Source organism: Rhizobium sp. RSm-3 (genome assembly GCF_001854685.1).
GTDB classification, from domain to species: domain Bacteria; phylum Pseudomonadota; class Alphaproteobacteria; order Rhizobiales; family Rhizobiaceae; genus Rhizobium; species Rhizobium ecuadorense.
Map to the genome: position 1 here is coordinate 202,029 of NZ_MAWZ01000046.1, position 24,221 is coordinate 226,249.

The window sequence follows — 24,221 nt, forward strand, 5'->3', positions numbered from 1 at the left end:
AAGACTAGTGTAAACCCCGGGCACCCACCAAAAACTTATTGATCAGCGGTCTGGATTGATGACTCAGAAGATACTTCTCGCAGAAGACGACAACGACATGCGCCGCTTCCTGGTGAAAGCGCTCGAAAAGGCCGGTTACAAGGTCCTTTCCTATGACAATGGCGCCAGCGCCTATGACCGGCTGCGCGAGGAGCCGTTTTCCCTGCTGCTGACCGATATCGTCATGCCCGAGATGGATGGCATCGAGCTGGCGCGCCGCGCCACCGAGCTCGACCCCGACCTGAAGGTGATGTTCATCACCGGTTTTGCGGCCGTGGCGCTGAACCCTGATTCGAAGGCGCCGAAGGATGCCAAGGTGCTTTCCAAGCCTTTCCACCTGCGCGATCTCGTCGACGAGGTCAACAAAATGCTTGCCGCATAAGGCTTGCCGGGCGGCGCTTCACAAAACTGAAAAAAGCCTATTGACGGCTCCGAAGGTTTTGTGATCTATGCGCCGCCATCGGATGGGCGTGTAGCTCAGCGGGAGAGCACTACGTTGACATCGTAGGGGTCACAGGTTCAATCCCTGTCACGCCCACCATCCGATCTCCCTGACATCATTGACAGATCCCCGTCTTGGGGATTTTCCGGCTCCGGTCATCGGCACGCGGATTTTCAATACGCTGCGGGAGCCCCGCAGATGGAGAAATGGGGGACGGACGACGCAGAGGACACGCAAGGCGATATCCATAGTCCTCGGCCTTACCCTGATTGGGTCGGCCTCGTCGGTTTCGGTTATATGCAGCTTCATGTCGTCGAACCCATCAGCATCAAGCTGTGGCTGATCCGATCACCCTATTCGCGGCTGGTGCAGCGATCCTCTGGGATGATTTCAAAAATCCCTAAGGCGCGCCCTATCACGATTCATGCGGCGCGCTTTTATGCATGTCGTTATCTCGAAGCCGCTGCACACTTCCGGGCAACATGCTTTGACATTGCTCGACGCCGGGCGCCGGCCGGTAAAGACCAAAATAAGTCACAGAACAGTGCCAATGCCTAGCTATCCAACGTATGGCTATTGACGCACGGGCGATTCGCCGCTGCAGACAGATGGGGTTGAGACAGAGAATGAGACTTTCCGCGCCTATTGCCGCCGCAATTTTTTCCACCGCCTTCGCCTTGCCGGCCTTTGCCGCGCCGGCGTCTCCCCCCGAGACCTTTCCAGGCGCGCCCGGTGTCATCACCCTTTCCGGCAAATGTGCCAAGCTTGTTGTTGCCAAGTTCGACGCCACCAAGGGCTGCAAGAACGAGCTTGCCAGCGTCACGCTGGTCAACGGCGTGGTGACCTTCATCTTCACCTCGGACGGCAAGGCGCTCGGCTTTCAGGGCGACGGCAGCGGCATCAAGCCCGCCTCCAACGGCAATGCCCGCCTGCCGCTCAGCCTCGTCACCACGGGTGTCGGCAACAAGATGACGGGCCAGGTCAAGGTCGCCGGCTTCTGCACCTTCGGCAATCCCTATGCCGGCAAGCCGATTGCGATCGAATGCACGGCCGAAAGCAAGGATTCCTCCTTCGCCGGCAGCTTCCGCACCGGCGGCAAGCTGGTAAAAAAGGGCAAATAACAAAAACAGCTCCGGCAAACTGCGCGAGAGTTTTGTAGCTTTGCTTCGGTGAAAAGGCCGGATGCCGTCAAGCGCACCACGCGCCGCCGGCAGCCCCTGGCTTGCGCGCCAGCCCCTCATTGATCAGCTGCGCGCCGAAAGAGCGCCCGTCGCGCGAGACGACGCGCGGCGCGCCTGAGGCCTCCGTCTTGCCCGCGGCGTTCATGGTGAAGGGACCGGCGTTCAGCAGCCCCAGCAGCCGCGACTTGGCGGCAAAGGCCACCCTGCGTTCGCCGTCGCAGCGCGCCTGGTCGACGACGGGGCTTGCCATGTCGGCGATCACGATCTTCTCGCCCTTGTACCAGAAGACGCCGCCATCGCCGACACAGTTGATATGGGCGCCCTGGCCGCAATAGCCGAAGGCGACCGTGCCTGTTTCCGGATTGGCAGGGGTAAGCGGGGACGGCACCGCCTTGACCGGCTGGATCGCCGGCGTCGGGATCGTCGCCGGCGGCAGCAGCTCCGATTGCTTCACCGGCGATGCGGCTTTTGGGGCGGGTGTGGCAAGCGCCACCTGCTTCGGCGGCACGTCCTTCCTGACGACAGGTCGCGGCTCCGCCGCTTCCCGTGTGACGGGCGCCGATTGCCGTGCAAGCATCGGCTCAATGCTCTTCCAATGGTCGTGGGCGACGATACCGCCGATCGCGGCAATGCCGATCACCACCCAGGGCAGCAATCCGCCACCGCCGCTGCGCGCTTTGCTCTTTCCTCTCGCCGGCGCCTTGCGGCGGCCGCGTGTCGCTGTCTTGGCCATCTGTCCGATTCCCGTGAGGCCGCAATTATCGCCGCCCAATCCTTTCTGAAAGGTTGGCGCGGCGACAGTATGATGCCGGGTTCACCGATCTGTGCCTCGAACGACATGCCGGCCGCGGCCGGCATGGGAGAAGCCCATGGGAGAATCCGCACGCACGGGTGAAAAAAGCCGGACAAATCATAGGCTTTGTCAGCCAGGAACACCTGAGGATCAACTTCCTCTAGAAGAGGCTGGGCTTGCGCCAGATCTGATGCCTGGCCCGGCGTCAGTGAGCTCGCAACCGGATTTCCGAGCGCATCGGCGATCACATGGATCTTCGTCGTCAGTCCCCCACGGGATCGGCCGATCGCCTAGTCCCCCCTTTTTGCGCGCCAGCACTATGCTGGTGGGCGCGCACGGCGGTGGAATCCAGCATCATATATTCATTGTCGTGATCGGCGGCCAAGTGTTTGAATATACGCTCGCAGACGCCGCCTTCGCACCATCGGCGCATCCGCTTGTGGACGATCTTCCAGTCTCCGAACCGCTCAGGGAGATCGCGCCAGGGTATTCCGGCACGGTATCTGTAAAGCACAGCTTCCACGAACAGGCGATTATCGGCCGCCGTGCCGCCAACATGACCTTCCCAGGCTTGGCAAGGTGCTGCGGCCAAGTCAAAGGGGCGGGCTCGAAGATCGTCGACGGCCGCAAGGACCCGGGGACAGGCATGCATGACTGCTCCTCCCCCGGATGAAGTGACGTATGTGCAAGGATTCGCGCGATCCGCACATGCCCATGCCTGCGGAACACGCCTAGCTCGTTCCATGGCAACGGACACGTGGGATGACAACATCGGGCACCTCCATTACGGAGCGCCCTTCGAAAAGGATTTCCTCGCCGCCATGATGGAACATTCTGGCGGGCAGTGCGGCTGCTGATTCATAGGCTCATGCACCATGCGCACAGTGGCAGGAGCAATTTGGGCGATAGGTGCGCACTAAATTGACGGCAGCGAGGTTGCTCGAACATAAAACCAAGAATTGTCTTTTTTATTGAATGCAAAACTTATTGACTTAAACGTGTAGAAAACTCTAGTATCCATTTCCGCGATATAGCCGGGTTGCAGTGGTACGCAGACCGGCTCCAATAACGCCCGCTCGTCTCCATCCGGCAATCGTCGGGATGCTTCCATGACACTGCTGAGTAGTGCGAGTGAAACATTCTCGACACGGCGAGTTATGGCAACGTGAAGTGCTGATCAAACGGGAAAATAACGATGTCGGATCCAGTTCCAAAAACATCCAAGCGATTTGCGCTTTTCCGCAATAATTCTCTCCTTGCCTTCCTTTCCATTTTTCTCTGCATCATGACGTATGCAACTGCAGCTGCTGCAGCCGGCAAGGAAACACTGCAAATTCCGAAGATATTTCGAGCGATGAAGTTACAAAATTGCAATCAATATCATGATGAGGAGCGTCTTCGGTGCGAAGCGACCATACTCAATCTTGGATACTTTAGCTGGGGTTTGGTATTTGCAGCACGAGGCTTCGATCTGGCCCCAAGGATAATGAGCGGCGATCTCAATGCGTTCCAGGATTTTGTAAAAGACGATCCAGTCTATATGACCCAAAAATCCGCGGTCGTGGCCTTCTTGAACAAGCCTTTCAAAATTTGCGCCTACAAGAACTGCGGAAAATTCCTCGGCCTGTCAGAACCCGAGTTGGCTGCGGTGTCGGCGGAGTTCGACGAGAGCCGAAGGTCAATGCTTTGTCTTCTCAAGCGAGATCGATCGAAAGACAAGCCCGGCGGCGCTCTTAGCGATCGAACATTGCTTACCGATGTCGAAAGTATGCAACGCGGTCTCATTCCAGGCTGTGAACCGAAATCAACTGCTATTGAAGAAACTATTCGACGAGCTTTCCGAAATTGAGGGGGAACTTCCATGCCGATCACTGTCGTTGCCGGCAATACGACCTTTGTGCTTCTCGACAATTTAACAGCAGAGCGGCAGGGGGAGCTTAAACGCGCTATCGAAACTCTCGCCGCATCGAGCTACGCTTCGGCGTTATTCGGAACGACGCGGACAATTGAGGTTAGCAACGTTTCCAACGGTTCAACCCACAGTCCAAACGCGATCTATCTCGACAAGACCGAGTCGACCGACGCAACCTATATCGATCTTAAAGGAAACAAGGCGCCTCTCACAGAACGGGGCATATTCGTTCATGAATTGGTTCACATCGTTACAGGCGAGCTTGACCTCGTAGCGGCTGATGGCAGCGAAATAGTGGACGCGGACGGGTATGGATCTCTTCTGCTGGCGCCGTCTTCAGACTTTTTAGGCGCGACCGTTCGATATACCAATTCGGTTATGCTGGAGGTTTTCGGTGAACAACCAAGAGGACATTACTTCGATGTCTTCTTAGCAGCCAACGAAGCGGGATACTCAGACACTAGCGTGCCACTTTGGAAGCAATCTAGTTACACCAATGGCGAGGCAATCGATCAGGTCGTGTTGTTCCCCGTAAGTGGTCCAACGAATTGGACCGTTGATCGGCGAGGCTCATTGACAACAGGTGCCGACCCGCAGCCCAGCCGGGATCTAATTATTGGTTACGACGGCAAGCAAACCGCTTTCGCGGGTGCGGGTGCTGATTTTGTCTACGGCGGAGCAAATGATGACAGCCTGTCAGGCGGGCAGGGCATCGATCACCTCTTCGGTGGGGACGATGATGATATCTTGGCCGGCGGTGACGTTACCGATTTCCAGAATGTCGTGCTTCGCGACTATCATCCTGAATGGAACGACGGGGTGAAAGATGTGCTCCAGGGAGGTGCCGGAAACGACCGCTACCTCATCTCGCACAAAAACGACAGGGACTATACAGGCACCCTGGCTGAATCGCTGGAGCTTATAGACGTTATTGATGAAACCTCCGGAGACGGGGTTGGCGAAATCTGGGTGCAGAACCACAAGGTTACCCAGATGGCTGGCGGTCAAACTGTCGAGACGACAGATGCGATCGCAATTGCGGGTACCTACGAGGCCGTTTCCACGAATGACAACGGCACCTACTATCGAAATATTTCCTGGACAACTGACGATCTTGCGAAAACCCAATGGGTGGCAAGAATCCTGGTTTCTACGATCCTTGATGACAAGGGCCGCCCCTACATCTTCTTATTGCCAGAGTATCCAGACGACGGCACTCCCTACGCTGCGATCGTAGGATTCAAGCAGGGCGATTTCGGAATAAAGCTTCAAGCCTATTCATCTCCTAGTGAAGGAACGCCAAACGCCGATACCATTCACGGACCTAACGACCCGCCCGGCTCGGATGCAGATAGCGATGAGCGTATACATACCGGGGCTGGAGACGATGTCGTTTATGGCCGCGGCGGACAGGATGAAATTCAAGGCGAGGAAGGCAACGACGTTCTCTACGGCAATATCGGAAACGATCGCCTGACGGGTGGGGTTGGCGACGACATCTACGGCTATGCCCGCGGAGATGGCAACGACACAGTTATCGAAACCGCCGACTTCAGCGGACTCGATAAGTTGGTCCTATCCGACATAGCTCCGAGCGAGATCGTTCTACGGCAAAAAGGAAATGATCTGGTTATCGAAATTGCGGAAAGTGCTCTTGGCGCTGGCGATGGCGGATCGATTCTCGTTAAGTCATCGATCTCAGATGATCACGAACACGGAATCGAGCGCATTCAGTTCACCGATGGAACGATCTGGACGAAACAGGATATCATAACGCATATCAGCTCGGTCGAACCCGAGGGAATTGTGGGAACCTCAGCGAATGACGGTCTCCAGGGGACCAGGGGTGATGATTTGCTCACCGGCCTCGGCGGTAACGATTCGCTGTCTGGCGACTTCGGCGACGACATTTACGCTTACGCCAGTGGGCAGGGACAAGACATCATCAATGACGGCGTCAACAGCTCCAACGAGATCGATATTCTTCGTCTGCACGATTTGACAGCGACAGATGTGACGGCTGCCCGAAATGGGGACAATTTGACGATCACTATCAATGCCACTGGGGAAGTGATCACCGTCCAAAAGCAGTTCCTGTCAGATGGCTATTGGGGCATCGAAAAAATCGAGTTCTCGGACGGCACTTCTTGGGACCGGGAGGCCATCCTCGAGATCGGCGCCTTCGGCGGTGACATCGACCATGACGGAACAAATGGAAATGATACGCTTCATGGCGACGATGGAGACGAAGTTTATCGCGGTGGTCTCGGCGACGACACGCTGATCGGCGACCGAGGAAGCGACACCTATCTCTACTCGGCAGGCGACGGCAATGACATCATCGACGAAGAGAGCTGGCCAAATAATGTCGACACCCTCTGGTTCACGGATCTCAATGCCGCCGACGTAAGCGCTGCCCATGTCGGAACCGACTTGAAGATCACTGTCCTTTCTACCGGTGACGTGATTACCGTCAAAAATCAGTGGTACACCACATGGGGTGACTTCGGCCTCGAGAAAATTCAGTTCGCCGATGGCACTTCGTGGGACCGCGCTACGATCATGGCTCTGGAAGCGCAGCCCATCATAGGCACATCAGGCAATGACACGATCGTGGGCACGTCGGAGGCCGACATCATCACAGGTGGTCTTGGCGACGATACGATAAAGGGGCGCTTTGGGAGTGATGTCTACGTTTACGCGAGCGGCGATGGGAATGACTTTCTCGATGACGAAGGAAGCGACATCGGCAGCGTTGATGTCCTTCGCCTGACGAATATCAACGCGTCCGATATAAACGCAACGCGTGACGGCCTGGCATTGGTAATTAGGATTCTCAGCACCAACGCAACAATCACAATCGACAGCCAGTATTCCTCTCAATACGACGTCTATGGCTTCGAGAAGATCGAATTCGCCGACGGAAGCTCGTGGGACCGAGACGCTCTCATGGAGCTTGGCCGGATCCCCAATATCGTCGGAACGTCGGCAAACGACACTCTGGACGGCATTTGGTTCAACGAAACGATCAGCGGCGGCCTGGGTGACGACTTGCTGAGGGGAGGCTCGGGCGGCGACACCTACGTCTATAACTCCGGAGACGGTAATGATCGCATCGACGATTTCTACTCTTCTTCCTCAGACAACGATGTCCTGCGGCTGGCGGATATCAACGCTGTCGGTATCTCATTGGCTCGAAGCGGTCTGGACCTCAAGATTACGATACTGGCGACCGGCGAAATAATAACGATCGACGACCAGTTCGATCCAGCCGGGTCTTACGGACTCGAGAAAGTCGAGTTCGCTGATGGCAGCTATCTGTCTCGTGCTGACTTGCTGGCGATCAACGAATCCAGCCAGACGCTTGTCGGAACAAGCGCCGTCGATTTTCTGACGGGCGCATCGGCAAACGATACCCTTGAGGGCAAAGGAGGGGACGATTGGCTGGACGGCGCCGCCGGATCCGACGTCTACATCTACGCGTCGGGCGATGGAAATGACAACATCACCGACCGAGAAGATGACCGCCTGAGCGATGTCGATGTTCTTCGTCTAGCTGATCTCAATCCATCCGAAGTCGTCCTGGTCCGCAGCGGCGCCGATCTCCAGGTCAGAATTCTGAGCACCGGGAGCACAATCACGGTCTGGCAGCAATTTTCGAGCCAGTCCGACTTCGCCGGCATCGAGCGAATCGAGTTTGCCGATGGAAGCTCTTGGGATCGATCGGTCATCATGGCGGCTGAGAGTGGCGGCGAGATTACCGGGACGAGCGGAAATGACACCCTGAACGGTACCTCCGGCGACGACGTTTTCAATGGCGGCCTGGGCGATGACCGTTTGTACGGCGCGGGAGGGACGGACGTTTACATATACTCGTCTGGGGATGGCTCCGACTACATCGACGACGAAGCGACCGAGCCGAACTCAGTCGATACCCTTCGCTTCACGGATATCAACGCATCGGACATTTCCGTGGCGCGTAATGGCGTCAATCTGGACATAACGGTGCTGGCGACGGGTCACGTCATCACCATTGACGAGCAGTGGTACGCCGTAAATGGCTACTGGGGATTCGAGAAGATCGAGTTCGCGGACGGCAGTTCGTGGAACCGGTCCGACATCATGGCCATCGGAGCCGCTCCGCAGGGGCCGATCACTGGAACGGCAGGAAATGACACGCTTACGGGAACAGATGGCGCTGACACTTTCATCGGGGGGCGGGGCAACGATCGAATGCTCGGCGGCCTGGGTGCGGACGTCTATGTCTATACGTCCGGCGATGGGACCGACTACATTGACGACGAGGCTAATGAGCCCGAGGCGGTCGACACGCTTCGCTTCACGGATATCAACGCATCGGACATTTCTGTAAGGCGCAATGGTGTCAATCTCGACATAACGGTTCTGGCGACCGGCGATGTCATCACACTCGATGAGCAGTGGTACAGCGACGCTGCCTATTGGGGCTTCGAGAAAATCGATTTCGCCGATGGATCCTCGTGGAATCGCGAAGTTCTTATGAACATCACGAATACCGTTGCACCCACGACTGGTACGAGCGGAGGCGACACTCTGCTCGGTACGGGAGGAGATGATGTAATTGCAGGCCTCGCGGGCGACGACCAGATTCGGGGCGGCAATGGTAGCGATCGGATAGATGGCGGTGCGGGCTCGGACGTAGCGGTCTTCGAGTACGATCTCAGCGCGTATACGATCTCGGGGGTTGATGGTCGTGTCGTGGTCGTCGATGGCTCGTTCACCGACGTCATAACCAACATTGAGAAGCTGCAGTTCAACGATCTGAGCATTTCCGTCGGCGTTGGCACCTCACTGACCTACACAGGGACGGCGGGCGATGATGCAATCACCGGATCGATGGGTAACGATACGATCAACGGATCGGCTGGCAATGACACCGTCAACGGTCATCTTGGCGACGATTCCCTTTATGGCGGCGTAGGCGACGATCTTCTCGATGGTTTGGAAGGCAACGATTCCTATTACTACGCTTCTGGCGACGGCAACGACACGATATCGGACGTGGCCATTGCACTCGGCGATACCGACGTGCTTCGCTTCACCGATCTCAATATCGGCGACTTGACGATATCGCGCACTGGTGAAGATATGTTCATTACGGTCAATGCGACCGGTCACGTCATCACAATCAACACGCAGTATTATAGTGCCGCCCAGGGATGGTCGCTGGAGACCTTGGCGTTTGCCGACGGCACTTCGCTTACCCTGGATCATCTGCCAGATACCAGTTGGATCTATGGCACCAATTCTGCAGAAACGATCGATGGCAACTGGGGCAAGGACTACTTCTTCGGAGGTCAGGGCGACGATGTGATCAACGGCAGCGCCGGCGGTGATGTCTATTTTTATCGCCAAGGGGATGGAAGTGACACCTTGAACGACGAGGTCGGCTTCACTGATGCCCTGGATGTCCTGCGCTTCACTGACCTGAACGCGACCGATCTGGTAGCCGCTCGCCATGGAGATGATGTCGAACTGACGATCGTTCCCACGGGCGCGGTCATTACCCTCAAAGGACAACTACACGAAGACCCCGGCTATTGGGGTATCGACAAGTTCGAATTCGCGGACGGCAGTTCATGGAGCCGCGACGCCATCACCGCATTTGCCTTGAACGCCGTCGACAAGGTTACGGTCGTTGGAACAAGTGGTGACGACACGCTGTATGGAACTTCAAATCATGATGTCTTCAATGGCGGCCTTGGTAATGATTTCCTCCTGGGCGGCTATGGTAGTGACACCTATCTCTACGCAGCGGGAGACGGTACCGATTACATCGACGACGAGGCCAAGGCCGCCAATCAAGTCGACGTTCTCAAGTTCACTGATCTGAACCAGTCGGACATCGTTGCCGAACGTGACGGGATCAACCTGAAGCTGACAGTTGTCGGCACCGGGGATACGATCACGCTTGATGAGCAGTACTATGCTGACACCGATTATTGGGGCTTTGAGAAGATCGAGTTCGCAGACGGTACTGTCTGGGATCGCGATTCGATCATGGGTATCGGTTCGCCGAGCGCAATTCTCGCCTCGGTCAGCCCGGCATCCGCGGCCGGCAGCGACAACGTCCTTGTAGGTACCGAGGCCGATGACACCTTCATCTTCCGGGGCAATTTCGGCCACGATACCATTGTCGATTTTTCCACAGGCGCCGGCTCGATGGATGTCATCGATATCGAGACCGATGTCTTCGCAGACTTCGCATCGGTGATCGCCTCTGCCACGCAATCGGGTTCGGACACGCTGATCACGCAGGACGGCGACAATTCCATCCTGCTGAAAAACGTTGCTCTGACCGCGCTGCACCAGGACGACTTCCGTTTCGTGGCCGCAGCATGAGCGGAGTCTGAGTTTGTCGACAGGTAATACCAAGCCGCCACAGGTGTTTCTTGTGGCGGTGCTTTTTTCGCTGAAGAAGGCCGTTCTCGGCATCGGGGCGACGAGTGCGATCGTCAACATCCTCGCCCTGACCGGTTCATTTTTTATGCTCCAGGTCTATGACCGTGTCATTCCCGGCCGAAGTCTCCCGACTCTGGCCGGCCTGGCCATCATCGCTGCCACTCTGTATGTCTTTCAGGGTGTTCTTGAACTCGTCCGCTCGATGCTCCTGGTGCGTATCGGGCTTTCCGTGGACGAGCGCTTCGAAGAGACGGTTCACAACTCCCTTGTGCTTCTTCCTTCGCGCATGCAGGTATCCGGCGACGGCCTCCAATCGGTGCGCGACATGGACACGGTGCGAGGTTTCCTGTCGGGTCCTGGGCCAACCGCTTTGTTCGACATTCCCTGGATGCCGTTTTATCTGGGCCTTTGCTTTTTCTTCCATGTCTGGATCGGATGGACTGCTCTCGGCGGCGCTGTGATGCTCATCGGCCTCACGATCCTGGCGGAACAGAAATCCCGTGAGCCTGCGAAGGAGGCCGCTAAAATCGCCTCCGAACGAACTGCCCTTGCTGAAGCGACGCGGCGAAATTCCGAGGCTGTTCTGGCGATGGGCTTCGGCCACCGTCTTGGCCGGAAATGGCACGAAATCAATCATCGCTATCTTAGCAATCATCTGCGCGCATCGAACGTGACCGGCACACTCGGAACACTTTCGAAGATCCTTCGAATGATGCTGCAATCCGCGGTGCTGGCCGTAGGGGCGGTGCTCGTGATCCGTCAGGAAGCATCCGGCGGGATCATGATTGCCAGTTCCATCCTCGTCAGCCGTGCGCTGGCGCCCGTTGAACTGGCTATTGGACAATGGAAAGGATTTGTTGCGGCGCGAAATAGTTGGTCTCGCCTGGTGCAGCTCTCGCAACTCATGCCGAGCAGCGAACGCGAAGTGTCTCTGCCTGCTCCGACCGACGGGCTGAAAGTCGAGAACTTGCACCTCGCCGCGCCCGGTTCAAAGAACCCGATTTTGCGGGGGATCTCCTTCGAGCTGCGAGCCGGTGATGCGGTCGGCGTCATCGGCCCCAGCGCCTCGGGAAAATCATCGCTCGCCCGGAGCCTAGTCGGTCTGTGGCAGCCGCTTGCGGGTGCGGTTCGTCTGGACGGCGCGATGCTGTCGCAATGGGATCCAACGGCACTTGGCGAGCATGTCGGATACCTGCCCCAGGATGTTTCCCTCTTCGGCGGATCGATTGCCGAAAACATCGCGCGCTTCGATCCTGAAGCGTCATCCGAAAACATCATCGCGGCGGCAAGGGCCGCAGGCGTCTATGAAATGATCGTTCAATTTCCCGACGGTTTCGACACGAAAATTGGCGAGCAAGGATCCACACTTTCGGGAGGGCAGCGTCAGCGAATTGCACTGGCAAGGGCCTTATACGGCAATCCTTTCCTGGTCGTTCTCGATGAGCCCAATTCCAACCTCGATGCGGAAGGGGAGGCAGCACTGACAAGGGCCGTCATCGGTATCCGGGCACGAGGTGGCATCGCAATTGTCATCGCCCATCGCCCGAGCGCGCTTGCGGGCGTCGATTTGGTTCTCATTCTTGCAAATGGTCAGACCCAGGCGTTCGGTCCGAAGGACGAGGTCTTAAAAAAGATAGCGCCACCGCCGACGACAGTATCTGCTCCTGTTCGGCTGATGGTGTCCGGCGAGGGGATGGCGCAATGAAATCCGGCCATGCGCCATTGGCAGAACGAGCCATCCGCCATCTGACGCTAGTTGCTCTGGCAGCTATCGTCCTGTTGGTTGGCGTCCTTGGGGGGCTCGCAGCCACGATCCGGCTCCAGGGTGCCGTCATCGCCGCCGGAACGCTTGTAGTCGACAGCTACGTAAAACCCGTCCAGCATCAGAAGGGTGGTACGGTTGGCGAGGTATTGGTCAAGAATGGAGACATCGTCGAAGCCGGCCAGATACTCATACACCTCGATGACACGCAGACGCGTGCCAGTCTGGCGATCGTCTCGAAGCGGCTGAAAGAGCTGGCCGCGCGAACGGCGCGCCTGGCCGCCGAACGGGACGGGAAAGAGGCCATCTCTTTCCCGGAGGCGCTCCTCACACATCGGAAAGATCCGGAGGTTGCTGCGATGCTCGACGGCGAACAGCGCCTATTCTATGATCGAAGATCATCCGCGAGGGGACGCAAGGCGCAGCTCGCGGAACGCGTTCGGCAACTCTCGAAGGAGACGGAGGGGCTGACCGCGCAGCAGCAAGGCAAACAGGCGGCGATCTCCATCATCAACAAGGAACTTGCGAGCTTGCAGCCGCTGCTCGATCAGGGGATCATTCCGGCAACCCGCGTCTATGCGTTGCAGCGAGAAGCTGCAGACCTCTCCGGAGAACTTGGAAATCTCGTTGCGTCCGAGGCGCAAACAAAGGGAAGAATAGCCGAAACCGAGCTGCAGATCATTCAGGTCGATGATGATCAGAGAACGGAGGTATCGGACCAACTGCGTCAGGCGGAAAGCGAGATTGGAGAATATTCCGAGCGGCTCATCGCAGCCGAGGATGAGTTGCGGCACATCGACATTCGATCGCCGCAGGCCGGCATCGTCCATGAACTAGCTGTTCATGCGCCGGGCGCCGTTGTCACACCAGGCGAAGCGATCATGCAGATCGTGCCCAACAATGATGTACTGACGCCGGAGCTCAGGCTTTCACCTCAGGATATTGACCAAGTAGCAGTTGGACAGGATGTCATGTTGCGGTTTTCCGCTTTCAGCCAGAGAACGACGCCGGAGTTAAACGGCCACGTGACTAAGATCGCAGCAGATTTGATCGTCGATCAGCGGACCGGCCAGAGTTATTATCGCCTCAGAGTTTCCATTCCCGTCGCGGAATGGGCCCGTCTTGACGATCTGACGCCCGTGGCCGGCATGCCAGTGGAAGCCTTCGTTCAGACGGGGGAGAGGACGGCACTCGCTTATCTTACGAAGCCTCTTGCCGATCAGGTAGTTCGAGCGTTTAGAGAGGAATGACAGTTGCCTGCAAATCGGAACAGGACCCTTAGGGCCAGATTCACGGTAATTTTTGCCTCGCAGGAATCCTGCGCACTGCTCCGAGGCGCTGTCTTTAATATGGCGGGTTTTGTATTGTCGCAAAGTTAAATGTGTCAACCATGGTAGCGATGGGGTCTGGGAAATACCGGTAAGTTGCAGCGGGCTTTCCATGCACAATGTAGTCTTTCTGCTCTACGTCTCCCATCACGATCAAGGAAACCGTCACCGAAGAAGTTCCAAGCATCTTGAGGGCAACGATTCTTTCCTGTGGGTTCGGGCATTGCTCGCCGACGTCACACAGCCTGCCAATCAATCTCATTTGGGCGAAAGGCTCGAAACCCGCGAAAGACGTGCCGCCGATGAATTCGACCTTGTCGTTGAAGATCGACCATTCTGTTCCGGCCGTAATCTTCGCAAACATCGGGCCGGCATTTGAGAAGGTAAAGTCCTTTGCGACGAAAGGCGCGACCGAAACGATCAAAAGCGTGACGTGCTTTTCACCGATCGAGCAGTCAATCCACAGATGGTTGTCATCAGGTGTGTCGCGCTTGACGTCGCGCGCTTTACAGGCGGGATCGGCAGCCATGCTGGTATTGGCTGGCCCCCGTACCAACCACATTGCTGCGAATGATTTCTCAGCGGAGACAGTCCAGAGGGCAATAAGCAAGATCATCGCGACAGATAATTTTGGCATCGGATTTCCTGTCTCCATTCGTTGTCAAGCTGTGATTGGCGAAGCTTTTATGGTCTTCAGCGTGGTCGAGAGGAGCCAAGGGTGGAGCTTCGATAACCTGGCGCTGCGTTCGCGGCGGGTGCGGGAGCATATTTTCCCAGTCGATCTCAAGACCTTTCAAGGCCGAGACAATCGCGAGGCCGATCGCTTTTGCTACTCTGACGGTGACGGCATTGCCGATCTGCACTGCAACCTTCTCAAAACCGCCAACGAACTGCCAATCATCGGGGAAGTCCTGTAGCCGCGCGCGCATGCGCAGTGTCAGGCCGGGGACGAATCCCTCCTTCATGGCGTCCTCGTTCGTCGGCGCCGCCTTCGGTATCGGCGCATAGGTGAACCCCTTTGATCTCCAGCGGGCGTCTTCCTTAGATCTGCCTTTGCCTGTACGCCCGCGAAGCGTGGAAGAGAGCGCTCCGATCTGGACAAGGTTTCCGAACCGATCATGGAAGGGCTGCCGTCGCATTGCGCGGCACCAGTCCTCCGCTCCGACCATCCGTTCGCCGCCGCATCTTGGCTTCAGGAAGGCCTTCGCTTCAGCAGACGGGACGATCTCCATGAGCTTTTCGACCTCCGCAGCCATCTTTAAGACGCGCTCGGTCATCTGCTCCTGCAGTTTCAGAATCCGCGTCCGGGCGTCGGAAAGCGCCTGTGCCTTGATGTCGATGTCCGGCATAAGAATGTCCCCTTCTGGAGCGACACATAGCGAGCCCTCTATTTCCAGGCCGGTAATCGAATGTCTAAAGTTCTAGCGGAAGCAACAATATCCTCGGAAAGTTTGATGGAACCGATTTTTTTGGAGAAGCAGGTAGCAAACGAGGCTGCGCCAGTGAGTCGGCTCACGCCTCTGCGACTTCATGGTGGTCACTCATATTATGGGACAAGGCACGCTCAGACGTTAGCCAGCGAAAAATTCATCCACTGTAGGAAAAATCCATGGATCTGATCATCGCCGACATGATACCGGCGTCGCGTATCCACTATCCCGTCATCTTCGCCCGCCTGCTCGGCGCCATCGTCTTCGGCGGGCTGATCGGCTTCGAGCGTGAGGCACGCGACCGCCCGGCAGGCTTCCGCACCCATATTCTGATCAGTCTTGCTGCGGCCCTCTTCGCCATCATTTCGATCGAGGCTGTGCACATGCCGGGTTTTGCCGATGACGCGCAGGTGCGGATCGATCCGCTGCGCGTCATCGAAGCGGTGACTGCCGGCGTCGCTTTTCTTGCCGCCGGCATGATCGTCTTTGCCAAAGGTCGGGTGCACGGGCTGACGACGGGCGCCGGCATGTGGCTCTCCGGCGCGATCGGCCTTGCCATGGGCTTCGGTTACTGGCCGATCGCCTTCTTCACGACGCTGGCCGCCATCTGCGTGCTGTTTGCCTTCGGCAAGCTCGAACAATGGTTGGGCTACAATTCCGGACGGCGTGCCGATCGGGATGACGACCAATAAAAAACGGACGTCCGGCATATGCCGGACGTCCGTATCAGCGTGATGGCCGGTCTGCTCATTCCGAGCGTGCGGCCGAAGGATTGTTTTTTCCAACCGATGCCTTTGTGCCGAAGGACGGGGCGCCGATGGACGGGGCAAGCGGCTCTTGGCTTTTGCCGATATCGATGCGCTCATCCGCCGCCTCGCGTGCAGCCTGCCATTCATTTTCGTGCCGGATAAAGATCTCGCGGGGCACAAAGTTGATCGTCATATATTTCTCACCTGTTCGAATTGCTGTCGGGGCGCCAAAAAGGCTTGCGGAATGCCGGTTATTTCTTGGTCTCTGCCTTGCCTTTAAGGTCGGCGCTCTTGATGTCCGGACCACCCTTTGAAAGGTCGGCACCGGTAACGTGGGCCGGCACGTGAATGTCGTGATAGACACCCGGCGTCAGCGTCAGGTCGACATGATGCGGCGGCAGCACCTGCGCCTTCTGCATGCGGTTCGGCTTCGCCCGCTTCATGCGGTCGGACGCCTCCGTGCGTTTGTCGGGAACATGGGTCGAAGTGTGCATCATCGGCCTCCTTTTTAAGCTCAACCAGGGTCTAACGAGCAGGCACCGGGATGGTTCCAAAAAAACACTTCATTTCCGTGCCGCCGCCGGACTTGACTGACAGGGGAAGTTGATTAACTAAGGCCTGTCCCGCAGCCTTCCAGACATCGGCTACGGGTAATTTTGGTGCCGGGCCCCTCTGGCGAGAGTTTTTACGGCGCTCTCGTGATGTCGGTACCGCCTGCAGCATAGCCGGCGGATTTTTCATCGATGAACAAGCTCAACATGCCTTATCCGCATGCCCGTCGTGGCATGCCGCATTTCCCCCTCTCCACCATGATTTGCGGCCGCGAGGTGCGGCCATGAGCCAGCCCGCGACCCACCACTCCTCGCTCAGCTATTTCCGCTGGGCCTTCATCGTCACGGCCCTCGGCCTCGTTCTTGGCGCCGTGCTCGGCTGGCAGACGACAGGCACGATCGGCGGCATGGCGACCGTCTTCTTCATCTGCACAGTGCTTGCGGTGCTGGAGATCTCGCTCTCCTTCGACAATGCCATCGTCAACGCCAACAAGCTGAAGGAGATGACGCCGGTCTGGCAGAAGCGCTTCCTCACCTGGGGCATCATCATCGCCGTCTTCGGCATGCGCATCGTCTTTCCGCTGGCGATCGTTGCGATCGCGGCGCGGATCGGCCCCTGGGATGCGCTTGTGCTTGCCGCCCGTGAGCCGGAAGAATATGCCCGCATCATGAATGACGCGCATCTGCCGATCGCAGCCTTCGGCGGCACCTTCCTGCTGATGGTCGGCCTCAGCTATTTCTTCGACCACGAGAAGAAAGTCCATTGGTTCCGCGGCCTGGAAAAGGTGATGGCGCGCTCGGCCACCATCAGGGGCATCGAGATCGCTTTCGTGCTGGCGCTGATGCTTGTTTTCTCCTGGCTGATCGGCGGCGAGGAAGCCAGCATCTTCGTTCATTGCGCCATATACGGGCTGCTCACCTTCCTCGCGGTCGAGGTGGTGGGTGAACTGCTCGATGCCTCGCAGCAGACGATGAGCGCTGCCGCCAAGGGCGGCCTCGGCGCCTTCATCTATCTCGAGGTGCTGGATGCCAGCTTCTCCTTCGACGGCGTCATCGGCGCCTTCGCCTTGACGCAGAACCTCTTCGTCATCGCGATCGGCCTCGGCATCGGCGCCATGTATGTGCGCTCGATGACGATCATGCTGGTGGAAAAGGGAACGCTTGCCGAATACCGCTATCTCGAGCACGGCGCCTTCTACGCCATCCTGATCCTCTCGGTGATCATGTATGCGCAGACCCTGGTGCACATCCCCGAAGTGATCACCGGTCTCGGCGGCGCTACCCTGATCGGCCTGTCGCTCTGGTCGTCGATCCGCCACAACAAGCGCGAGCGGATGGAAGATCACGCCGCCCGGCAGGAAGAGCTTCACGCCTGACGATGACAATGCATGTCGCCCGGAACTGCGCCGCGGCTCCGGGCGACATGCATAAACAAAGACTAAGGCCGCAGCGCTTGGCGTTGCGGCACTCTCTTTCGGACAAAACAAAGCCCGCGACCACTAGTGAACTGCCCCCGAAAGTTGGACGACAACCTTCGGGGCAGTTCACGGGGGTTGCGGGCTAATTCATTCATGCATGACTTGAAGGTGTCAGCGGGAAGCCTGACCGAAGGCGGCCGGGTCGATGCCAAGTTCCCTCAGATCGCGGGCACGCGGTCGGCGACCGGCTTCAACGGCGGCGCTGACGGCATTTGCGGCGCCAAGCACGGCAAATGCGCGACCAAAGAAACCCGTGCGAACTGAACTGCGGATGGCGGACATTGTCCATTTCCTCTTGTTTTGATTGACCGCTTGTAGATGGTATCGCGCAGGCACTACCACAATGCTCAGAAAATCACCGCAGCCATGCAAAAACAGAAGGCCGGCGCATGTTTCCATGGCCGGCCTTGAGGCAGGGGTAATGTCGTCTTTTTAGTCTTCGTTTGCCGCGAGCTGCGACAGCACCTGGCCGCGGCCGCGAATCCGCAGGATCAGCGGGATGAGAAAGGCCGCTGCGGCAACGATCAGCAGGCCTGCCGCAATCGGCGACATCACCAGCGTCGTGACGTCGCCCTGGCTGATCGCCAGCGCACGGCGGAGCTGCTGCTCGGCAAGCGGCCCGAGGATCAGGCCGACGACGGTCGGCGCAATCGGATAGCCGAAGAGCCGCATCACGTAACCGAGCAGGCCGAAGGCGAGCAACATGCCGAGCTCGAACACCGACGGGTTGGCGCCGATCGTCCCGAGCGTCGCAAACAGCAGAATGCCCGCATAGAGCCACGGCTTCGGGATCGTCAGCAGCTTTACCCAGAGCCCGATCATCGGCAGGTTCAAGACCAGCAGCATCGCATTGGCGATGAGCAGGCTGGCGATCAGCCCCCAGACGAGCTGCGGGTTGGTGGCAAACAGCAGCGGCCCCGGCTGCAAGCCGTATTGCTGGAAGCCGGCAAGCATGATTGCCGCCGTCGCCGTCGTCGGCAGGCCGAGCGTCAGAAGCGGCACCAGCGTGCCGGCGGCCGAGGCGTTATTGGCAGCCTCCGGACCGGCCACGCCTTCGATCGCGCCATGGCCGAACTCCTCGGGGTTCTTCGCCAGCCGCTTTTCGGTGGCGTAGGAGAGGAAAGTGCCGATTTCGGCGCCGCCCGCCGGCATGGCGCCGATCGGAAAGCCGATCAGCGTGCCGCGCAGCCAGGGCTTCCACGAACGCGACCAGTCCTGCGCCGTCATCCACAGCGAACCCTTGACCGCCTCGACCTTCTCGGCGATCCGGTTGCCCTGCGCGGCGATGTAAAGCGTCTCGCCGATCGCAAACATCGCCACCGCAAGCGTCGTCACTTCGACACCGTCGAGCAGGTCGGGAATGCCGAAGGAAAGCCGCGCCTGCCCCGTTTGCTGGTCGATGCCGACCATGGCGAGTGCGAAGCCGATGAACAGCGAGGTCAGGCCCCTGAGCGCTGAATCGCCGAAGGCCGAGGAGACGGTGACGAAGGCAAGCACCATCAGCGCGAAATATTCGCGCGGCCCGAAGACCAGCGCCAGCTTGACGATATAGGGAGCGATGAAGGCGAGCCCGAGGGTGGCGATCAGGCCGGCGACGAAGGAGCCGATCGCCGCCGTCGCCAGAGCCGGTCCGCCGCGCCCGGCGCGTGCCATCTTGTTGCCCTCGAGCGCGGTGACGATCGAGGCGCTTTCACCCGGCGTGTTGAGCAGGATCGAGGTCGTCGAACCGCCATACATGCCGCCGTAATAGATGCCGGCGAACATGATCAGCGAGCCGCCGGGATCGAGCTTGTAGGTGACGGGCAACAGCAGCGCCACGGTGAGCGCCGGGCCGATGCCGGGCAGCACGCCGACGGCAGTGCCGAGCGTTACGCCGACCAGCGCATAAACCAGGTTCATCGGCTGCATCGCAACCAGGATACCCTGCCATAGGAATTCGAATGTGCTCATCTTGGTGTCCCAAGCGGCGTTCCCGATCATGCGATCGGGTCAGGCACCGCGTAAAATCAAAAGAGCTGACAGCGCGTCCCGCGCGGTCAGAAGAACAGATGTTCGAGCGGGCCGGCCGGCAGCGTCAATTGCAGCAGCTGCGAGAAGATCGCCCAGACGACGAAGCTGAGAACGATGCCGAGCGGCAGCGAGATCCAGAGCTTGCGTTTACCGAAACCGCGTGCCGTCAGCGCAAAGAGGATGCCGGTGGCGATCGAGAAGCCGGCAACGCGCAGGAGCAGCATTTGGCCGGCAAGACCGGCAACGATCCAGATGACCGGCGCCACTTCCTGCTGATCGCGCTCCGGAAACTCGCCGCGCCAAGCTTCGGCGACTGTCCAGATCCCGAGACAGAAGAGGCCGAACGCCACCACTTGAGGCACTGTCGCCGGGCCGATGCGGTCGTATTGCGCGATCGTTTTCAGATGCGAGGCATCCCAGGCCATCACGCCGGCGATGACGAAGAGGAAAACGGCAATGATGAACGCCGCCCAATCAGGGCGGCGTGTCGTTGCCGAGGAGGTGTTATCCTCGCTCATTGAACAAGTCCGATATCTTTGAGAATGCCTTCGGTGGCGGAGACATCCTTCTCGAGCTGCGCCTTGAAGGCGTCGCCGGACAGATAGGTGTCGGCCCAGCCCTTGGTCTTCAGCGTTTCCTGCCAGGTGGCGGAGCTGTGCAGCTTCTCGAAATCGGCGGTGACGCCTGCCACCTGTTCTGGCGACAGGCCCGGGGCTGCGGCAACCATGCGCCAGTTCTGGATGGTGACGTCGGTGCCGGCTTCCTTCAGCGTCGGGGCATCGACGCCGTCGATGCGCTTGTCGCTGGAGATGGCGAGAAGACGGAGCGTGCCGGATTTCACCTGCGATTCGAACTCGCTGTAGCTCGAGACGCCGGCCGTGACCTGGCCGCCGAGAATGGCGGCGAGCGCTTCACCGCCGCCGGAGAAGGCGACATAGTTGATCTTCGTCGGGTCGACGCCGGAGGCCTTGGCGATCAGGCCGACCGTGATGTGGTCGGTACCGCCGGCCGAACCGCCGCCCCAGGAAACTGCGCCCGGATCCTTCTTCAGCGCCGCAACCAGATCGGCCATGGTCTTGATCTCGGAAGAGGCCGGAACGACGACGGCTTCATATTCACCGGTCAGACGGGCGATCGGCGTGACGTCCTTGAGTGTTACCGGCGACTTGTTGGTGAGGATCGCACCGACCATGACATAGCCGCCGACGATCAGCGAGTTCGGATTGCCGGCAGCCTGGCTGCTGAACTGCGCCAGGCCGATGGTGCCGCCGGCGCCAGGCACGTTCTGGACCTGCACGTTGCCGGAGATCTTCTCCTGCTGCAGCGCGGTCTGCAGCGAACGGGCCGTCTGGTCCCAGCCGCCGCCGGGAGCGGCCGGCGCGATGATGGTGTAGTCGGCCGCATAGGCCGGCAGCGCGATGGTCGCTGCAAGAAGAGTTGCGATGAAACTATGCTTCACGATGTGTCCTCCGTGGGCGGCTGAGCGAACCGCCTGTTATTCTCTGGGAATCGGGAGGAACGGCCGACAGCGGACACGATTGTCCTGATGACGAGCAGAATACCTCCCAAGGCTTCAGCTCTCCGCCTCCACGGAGAAGAAGTAGCCAAAGCCACCACAACAAGCTGTCATTTAGCTGACATCGGCGAGATATCCAGGAGAGGAGGCCACTTTTTTGCCGCAATTGCCAGGCGCCGGTCTAAACCGAAGTCCTATGTGTGGACCGGCCGAACCCTGAAACGCTTCACTGCGCCCGCAGAACCTCGTTCCAGTGCGCGATCAGCCGCGCCCGTTTCACCTGGTCGAGATAGACCATCAACCCGGGGCTGACCGGCACCGGTCGAAGCTGGGCGCCGAGCAGTTCCTGCAGCGTATTGGCGGTATTTTCTCCCGCCACCTCCGGGCTGACGGCCGGGATCTGCAGCTCGCGCGCCATGATCGTCTGCCCTTCCCTCGACATGAAGAAGGTGAGATAACGCCGGCCGAGCTCCGGCTCGGCGGCTGCCTGCGGCACCAGTCCGATCCGCGACATCACCACGGTATAATCCTTCGGCAGCACGATGCCGACATCCGGATATCGCGAGGCCCAGTCGGCCGCATAGGAGCCGAGAATATTGTATCCGAGCACGAAGCGCCCGTCGGCAACACGCTCCAGGATCGCCGAACTCGTCGAATAGAGCTTGACGCCGGCAGCCCCCATCGCTCCGATCACCGACCAGATATCGCCGAACTGCTCCTGGTCGCGCGCCATGAACAGGAAACCGACGCCGGAGCGCTCGATATCGTAGGTTCCGATCCGTCCATAGACGTCGTTGCCCTTGCGGTTGAGGTAATCGACGAATTCCGCCCGCGAGCTCGGCACCGGCTCATGCACAAAGCTCGGCTTGTGATAGACGAACACCGCCGGCTCGAAGGTCAGCGCATAGGCGGTGTTGCGCCAGTTCGCCCATTTCGGCCATGCCGCACTCATCGGCAGGTTGCTGACCTGCGCATATCCGTCGTTGGAGAGTTTGACCTGCAGGTCCATCGCCGAGGAAAAGGCGAAATCCGCGGTCTTCTTGCCGGCATCCGTCTCCCTGACGATCCGGTCGTAGATATCGCCGGTCAGCATATCCTCGTATTTGACCGCAACGTCGGGATTGGCTTCCTGGAAACCCCGGATCATCGGCTGCGCCAACGGCTCGTCGAGCGAAGAATAAACCGTCAGCACCGGCGCATCCGAATTGCCCGATTTCGCCGTATAGAAGGCCTGATCGGCCAGCGCAAAGTCCGGCCAGAACGCCAGCAGCAAGATGAAAACTCTCCTCATGCCTCAACAATGCCTGAGCATGCCGGGGGGAGCAAGTGCGCCGAATCTAGGCGATGACCCACTCCATCAGCGCATTTTGCGCGTGCAACAGAAAGGCCTTGGCGGCGCGGCTTTGGCAAAGCGAATGCTCCATCGCCTTGGCCGTCACCTCCTGGCCGCGCGTCACCGGCGGGCAGGGCAGGAAGATCGCATCTTCTGGCAAACGATCGAGAATTTCGGTCCCGATCCTGTAGCCGGCAAGCGCCTCCGAGGCGACGTCACCCGGCAATGAATCGGTGATGACGACGTCGGCATCCGATAGCTCGCCCATATCGGTGCTCGCGCGAAAGCGCTCGTTGAGCAGTGCGGCGTCACTTATATGCCAGCGTTCGGGATAGACCTGCACCACCTCGATCGGCAACACGATCGACGCCTCGACCCAGGAGCGGAGGATATTTGCGTCCGCCGCCACGCCAACGACCTTCAACCCGTCGATCGAGCCGCGCCGGCTCTCGATATAGGCAAGATCGCCGAGCGTCTCGCAAGGATGGTTGGAGCGTGTGCGTGCATTGATGACAGGCACCGGCGCGGCTGCCGCCACCGCCTTCAGCGTATTGAGCTCCTTCGTGCGGATCACCAGCATGTCGAACCAGTTGCCGAGATAACCCGCAAGATCGCCGGACTCCTCCCGCGCATTGAAGCCGATCGGCACATGCACGCAGATACCGCCCATCGCCTGGACGCCGAGATCGAAGGCAGTCGTATTGCGCCAGCCACCGTCGTCGGCAATCAGCGCGACTCGTTTGCCCGTCAGGCTCTGCGGCATGGAGCGCTCATCCCAAGCTATGGCAAGCTCCCCGGCGCGAGCGATAATCGACCGAAGTCCGGCCTCCGCAATATCATGAAACGCCAGAAAATCCCGGGCCGAACCTGTCATCCAAAATCTCCGTCGCGCACGAAACGCCGCCACAATAACCGGCATCGGTCTCGCAGCAACCCGAATCACATTCCCTACGGTGTTGGATACCGCTGGCAATATTCCGCCCCAAACCGATCGGCGACTACTTTTTTATATCGCCGATCGCGAAGCATCGACGGAAGCACATCATTTCCTGCTTCTCCGATTAGAAACGGATTTCATCACAAAGGATTATCGCTGAACACCATCCTTCACCCATTCAGAGTATTGATGAAGATCGGCGACGCTATATGGTCGCGCTGCCGTGTCAAAACGTCGAATCCGCCCGAATTTCTATTCAGGAGGCGACTCTCCACGACAAAAACTCTATAAAAAGCTGGACTAAACTGGGAAGATCCAT

Annotated in this window: 19 protein-coding genes, 1 tRNA gene and 2 pseudogenes; 10 read left to right on the plus strand and 12 right to left on the minus strand. The window is 58.7% G+C overall.

All coding sequences use genetic code 11. From position 1 onward, the window contains the following. Positions 1-58 precede the first annotated feature (58 nt). The 4 genes and pseudogenes from cpdR1 to BBJ66_RS26295 all read left to right on the plus strand — a co-directional run bounded on the left by cpdR1 (position 59) and on the right by BBJ66_RS26295 (position 1,602). Positions 59-421, plus strand: coding sequence for a response regulator CpdR1 (gene cpdR1 / locus BBJ66_RS26280; protein WP_003542883.1), 363 nt, complete (start codon positions 59-61; stop codon positions 419-421). A gap of 84 nt (positions 422-505) precedes the next feature. Continuing rightward, positions 506-580 (plus strand) — tRNA-Val (locus tag BBJ66_RS26285). An 82-nt stretch (positions 581-662) separates the two neighbouring features. Continuing rightward, a pseudogene (locus BBJ66_RS35840) lies at positions 663-885 on the plus strand (hypothetical protein). A 222-nt stretch (positions 886-1,107) separates the two neighbouring features. Further along, positions 1,108-1,602 (plus strand): hypothetical protein, encoded by a 495-nt coding sequence (locus BBJ66_RS26295; protein WP_116429671.1) that lies wholly within the window; start codon positions 1,108-1,110, stop codon positions 1,600-1,602. 67 nt (positions 1,603-1,669) lie between these two features. Here BBJ66_RS26295 and BBJ66_RS26300 read toward each other — a convergent pair whose 3' ends face one another. Together BBJ66_RS26300 and BBJ66_RS26305 are read right to left on the minus strand one after the other, a co-directional pair. Further along, positions 1,670-2,395 carry a hypothetical protein gene (locus BBJ66_RS26300; protein WP_071090947.1) on the minus strand — a complete coding sequence of 242 codons (726 nt, stop codon included), beginning with the start codon at positions 2,393-2,395 and terminating at the stop codon, positions 1,670-1,672. A 176-nt stretch (positions 2,396-2,571) separates the two neighbouring features. Further along, positions 2,572-3,017 (minus strand): annotated as a pseudogene (locus tag BBJ66_RS26305) (IS5 family transposase); the annotation flags it as partial. Between the two features lie 633 nt (positions 3,018-3,650). Here BBJ66_RS26305 and BBJ66_RS26310 point away from each other — a divergent pair. The 4 genes from BBJ66_RS26310 to BBJ66_RS26325 are packed head-to-tail and all read left to right on the plus strand — an operon-like array spanning position 3,651 to position 13,820. Further along, positions 3,651-4,304, plus strand: a complete 654-nt coding sequence (locus tag BBJ66_RS26310; protein WP_071090950.1) for a hypothetical protein — start codon at positions 3,651-3,653, stop codon at positions 4,302-4,304. Between the two features lie 12 nt (positions 4,305-4,316). After that, a complete protein-coding gene (locus BBJ66_RS26315) occupies positions 4,317-10,748 on the plus strand; it encodes a calcium-binding protein (protein WP_116429672.1) in 6,432 nt (2,143 codons plus the stop codon). 13 nt (positions 10,749-10,761) lie between these two features. Beyond that, a complete protein-coding gene (locus tag BBJ66_RS26320) occupies positions 10,762-12,513 on the plus strand; it encodes a type I secretion system permease/ATPase (protein ID WP_071090953.1) in 1,752 nt (583 codons plus the stop codon). Next, positions 12,510-13,820 (plus strand): HlyD family type I secretion periplasmic adaptor subunit, encoded by a 1,311-nt coding sequence (locus BBJ66_RS26325; protein WP_071090955.1) that lies wholly within the window; start codon positions 12,510-12,512, stop codon positions 13,818-13,820. The genes BBJ66_RS26320 and BBJ66_RS26325 overlap by 4 nt, the downstream gene beginning before the upstream one ends. Positions 13,821-13,914: 94 nt before the next feature. On the opposite strand, the gene BBJ66_RS26330 is transcribed toward BBJ66_RS26325, so the two are convergent. Both BBJ66_RS26330 and BBJ66_RS26335 read right to left on the minus strand, forming a co-directional pair. Continuing rightward, complete coding sequence (locus BBJ66_RS26330; RefSeq protein ID WP_071090958.1) at positions 13,915-14,535, minus strand: hypothetical protein; 621 nt, start codon at positions 14,533-14,535, stop codon at positions 13,915-13,917. Continuing rightward, complete coding sequence (locus BBJ66_RS26335; protein WP_071090961.1) at positions 14,477-15,247, minus strand: DNA cytosine methyltransferase; 771 nt, start codon at positions 15,245-15,247, stop codon at positions 14,477-14,479. The genes BBJ66_RS26330 and BBJ66_RS26335 overlap by 59 nt, the downstream gene beginning before the upstream one ends. 260 nt (positions 15,248-15,507) lie before the next feature. Between BBJ66_RS26335 and BBJ66_RS26340 the strand changes: the two genes are divergently transcribed. Further along, entirely contained in the window at positions 15,508-16,020 is a 513-nt protein-coding gene (locus tag BBJ66_RS26340) for an MgtC/SapB family protein (protein WP_071090964.1), read from the plus strand. Between the two features lie 55 nt (positions 16,021-16,075). Here the strand turns inward: BBJ66_RS26340 and BBJ66_RS26345 are convergent, their stop codons facing one another. Both BBJ66_RS26345 and BBJ66_RS26350 read right to left on the minus strand, forming a co-directional pair. Beyond that, positions 16,076-16,270 (minus strand): hypothetical protein, encoded by a 195-nt coding sequence (locus BBJ66_RS26345; protein ID WP_071090966.1) that lies wholly within the window; start codon positions 16,268-16,270, stop codon positions 16,076-16,078. Positions 16,271-16,328: 58 nt separating this feature from the next. Continuing rightward, a complete protein-coding gene (locus tag BBJ66_RS26350) occupies positions 16,329-16,574 on the minus strand; it encodes a hypothetical protein (RefSeq protein ID WP_071090969.1) in 246 nt (81 codons plus the stop codon). Between the two features lie 338 nt (positions 16,575-16,912). Between BBJ66_RS26350 and BBJ66_RS26355 the strand changes: the two genes are divergently transcribed. Next, positions 16,913-18,004: a DUF475 domain-containing protein gene (locus BBJ66_RS26355; RefSeq protein WP_071090972.1), complete on the plus strand. Its 1,092-nt coding sequence runs from the start codon at positions 16,913-16,915 to the stop codon at positions 18,002-18,004. Positions 18,005-18,217: 213 nt separating this feature from the next. Here the strand turns inward: BBJ66_RS26355 and BBJ66_RS35090 are convergent, their stop codons facing one another. The 6 genes from BBJ66_RS35090 to BBJ66_RS26380 all read right to left on the minus strand — a co-directional run bounded on the left by BBJ66_RS35090 (position 18,218) and on the right by BBJ66_RS26380 (position 23,839). Then, complete coding sequence (locus tag BBJ66_RS35090; RefSeq protein WP_190238037.1) at positions 18,218-18,388, minus strand: hypothetical protein; 171 nt, start codon at positions 18,386-18,388, stop codon at positions 18,218-18,220. Positions 18,389-18,538: 150 nt separating this feature from the next. After that, positions 18,539-20,056, minus strand: a complete 1,518-nt coding sequence (locus BBJ66_RS26360) for a tripartite tricarboxylate transporter permease (RefSeq protein ID WP_071091232.1) — start codon at positions 20,054-20,056, stop codon at positions 18,539-18,541. An 86-nt stretch (positions 20,057-20,142) separates the two neighbouring features. Beyond that, positions 20,143-20,634, minus strand: coding sequence for a tripartite tricarboxylate transporter TctB family protein (locus tag BBJ66_RS26365; RefSeq protein WP_071090975.1), 492 nt, complete (start codon positions 20,632-20,634; stop codon positions 20,143-20,145). Continuing rightward, the gene (locus BBJ66_RS26370) at positions 20,631-21,575 is read right to left on the minus strand and encodes a Bug family tripartite tricarboxylate transporter substrate binding protein (protein WP_071090978.1); all 945 of its coding nucleotides are present in this window, start codon (positions 21,573-21,575) and stop codon (positions 20,631-20,633) included. Before BBJ66_RS26370 ends, BBJ66_RS26365 begins: the two co-directional genes overlap by 4 nt. A gap of 283 nt (positions 21,576-21,858) precedes the next feature. After that, positions 21,859-22,905 (minus strand): ABC transporter substrate-binding protein, encoded by a 1,047-nt coding sequence (locus tag BBJ66_RS26375; RefSeq protein WP_071090981.1) that lies wholly within the window; start codon positions 22,903-22,905, stop codon positions 21,859-21,861. Positions 22,906-22,969: 64 nt separating this feature from the next. Beyond that, positions 22,970-23,839, minus strand: a complete 870-nt coding sequence (locus BBJ66_RS26380) for an ornithine carbamoyltransferase (RefSeq protein WP_071090984.1) — start codon at positions 23,837-23,839, stop codon at positions 22,970-22,972. Between the last annotated feature and the right edge of the window lie 382 nt (positions 23,840-24,221).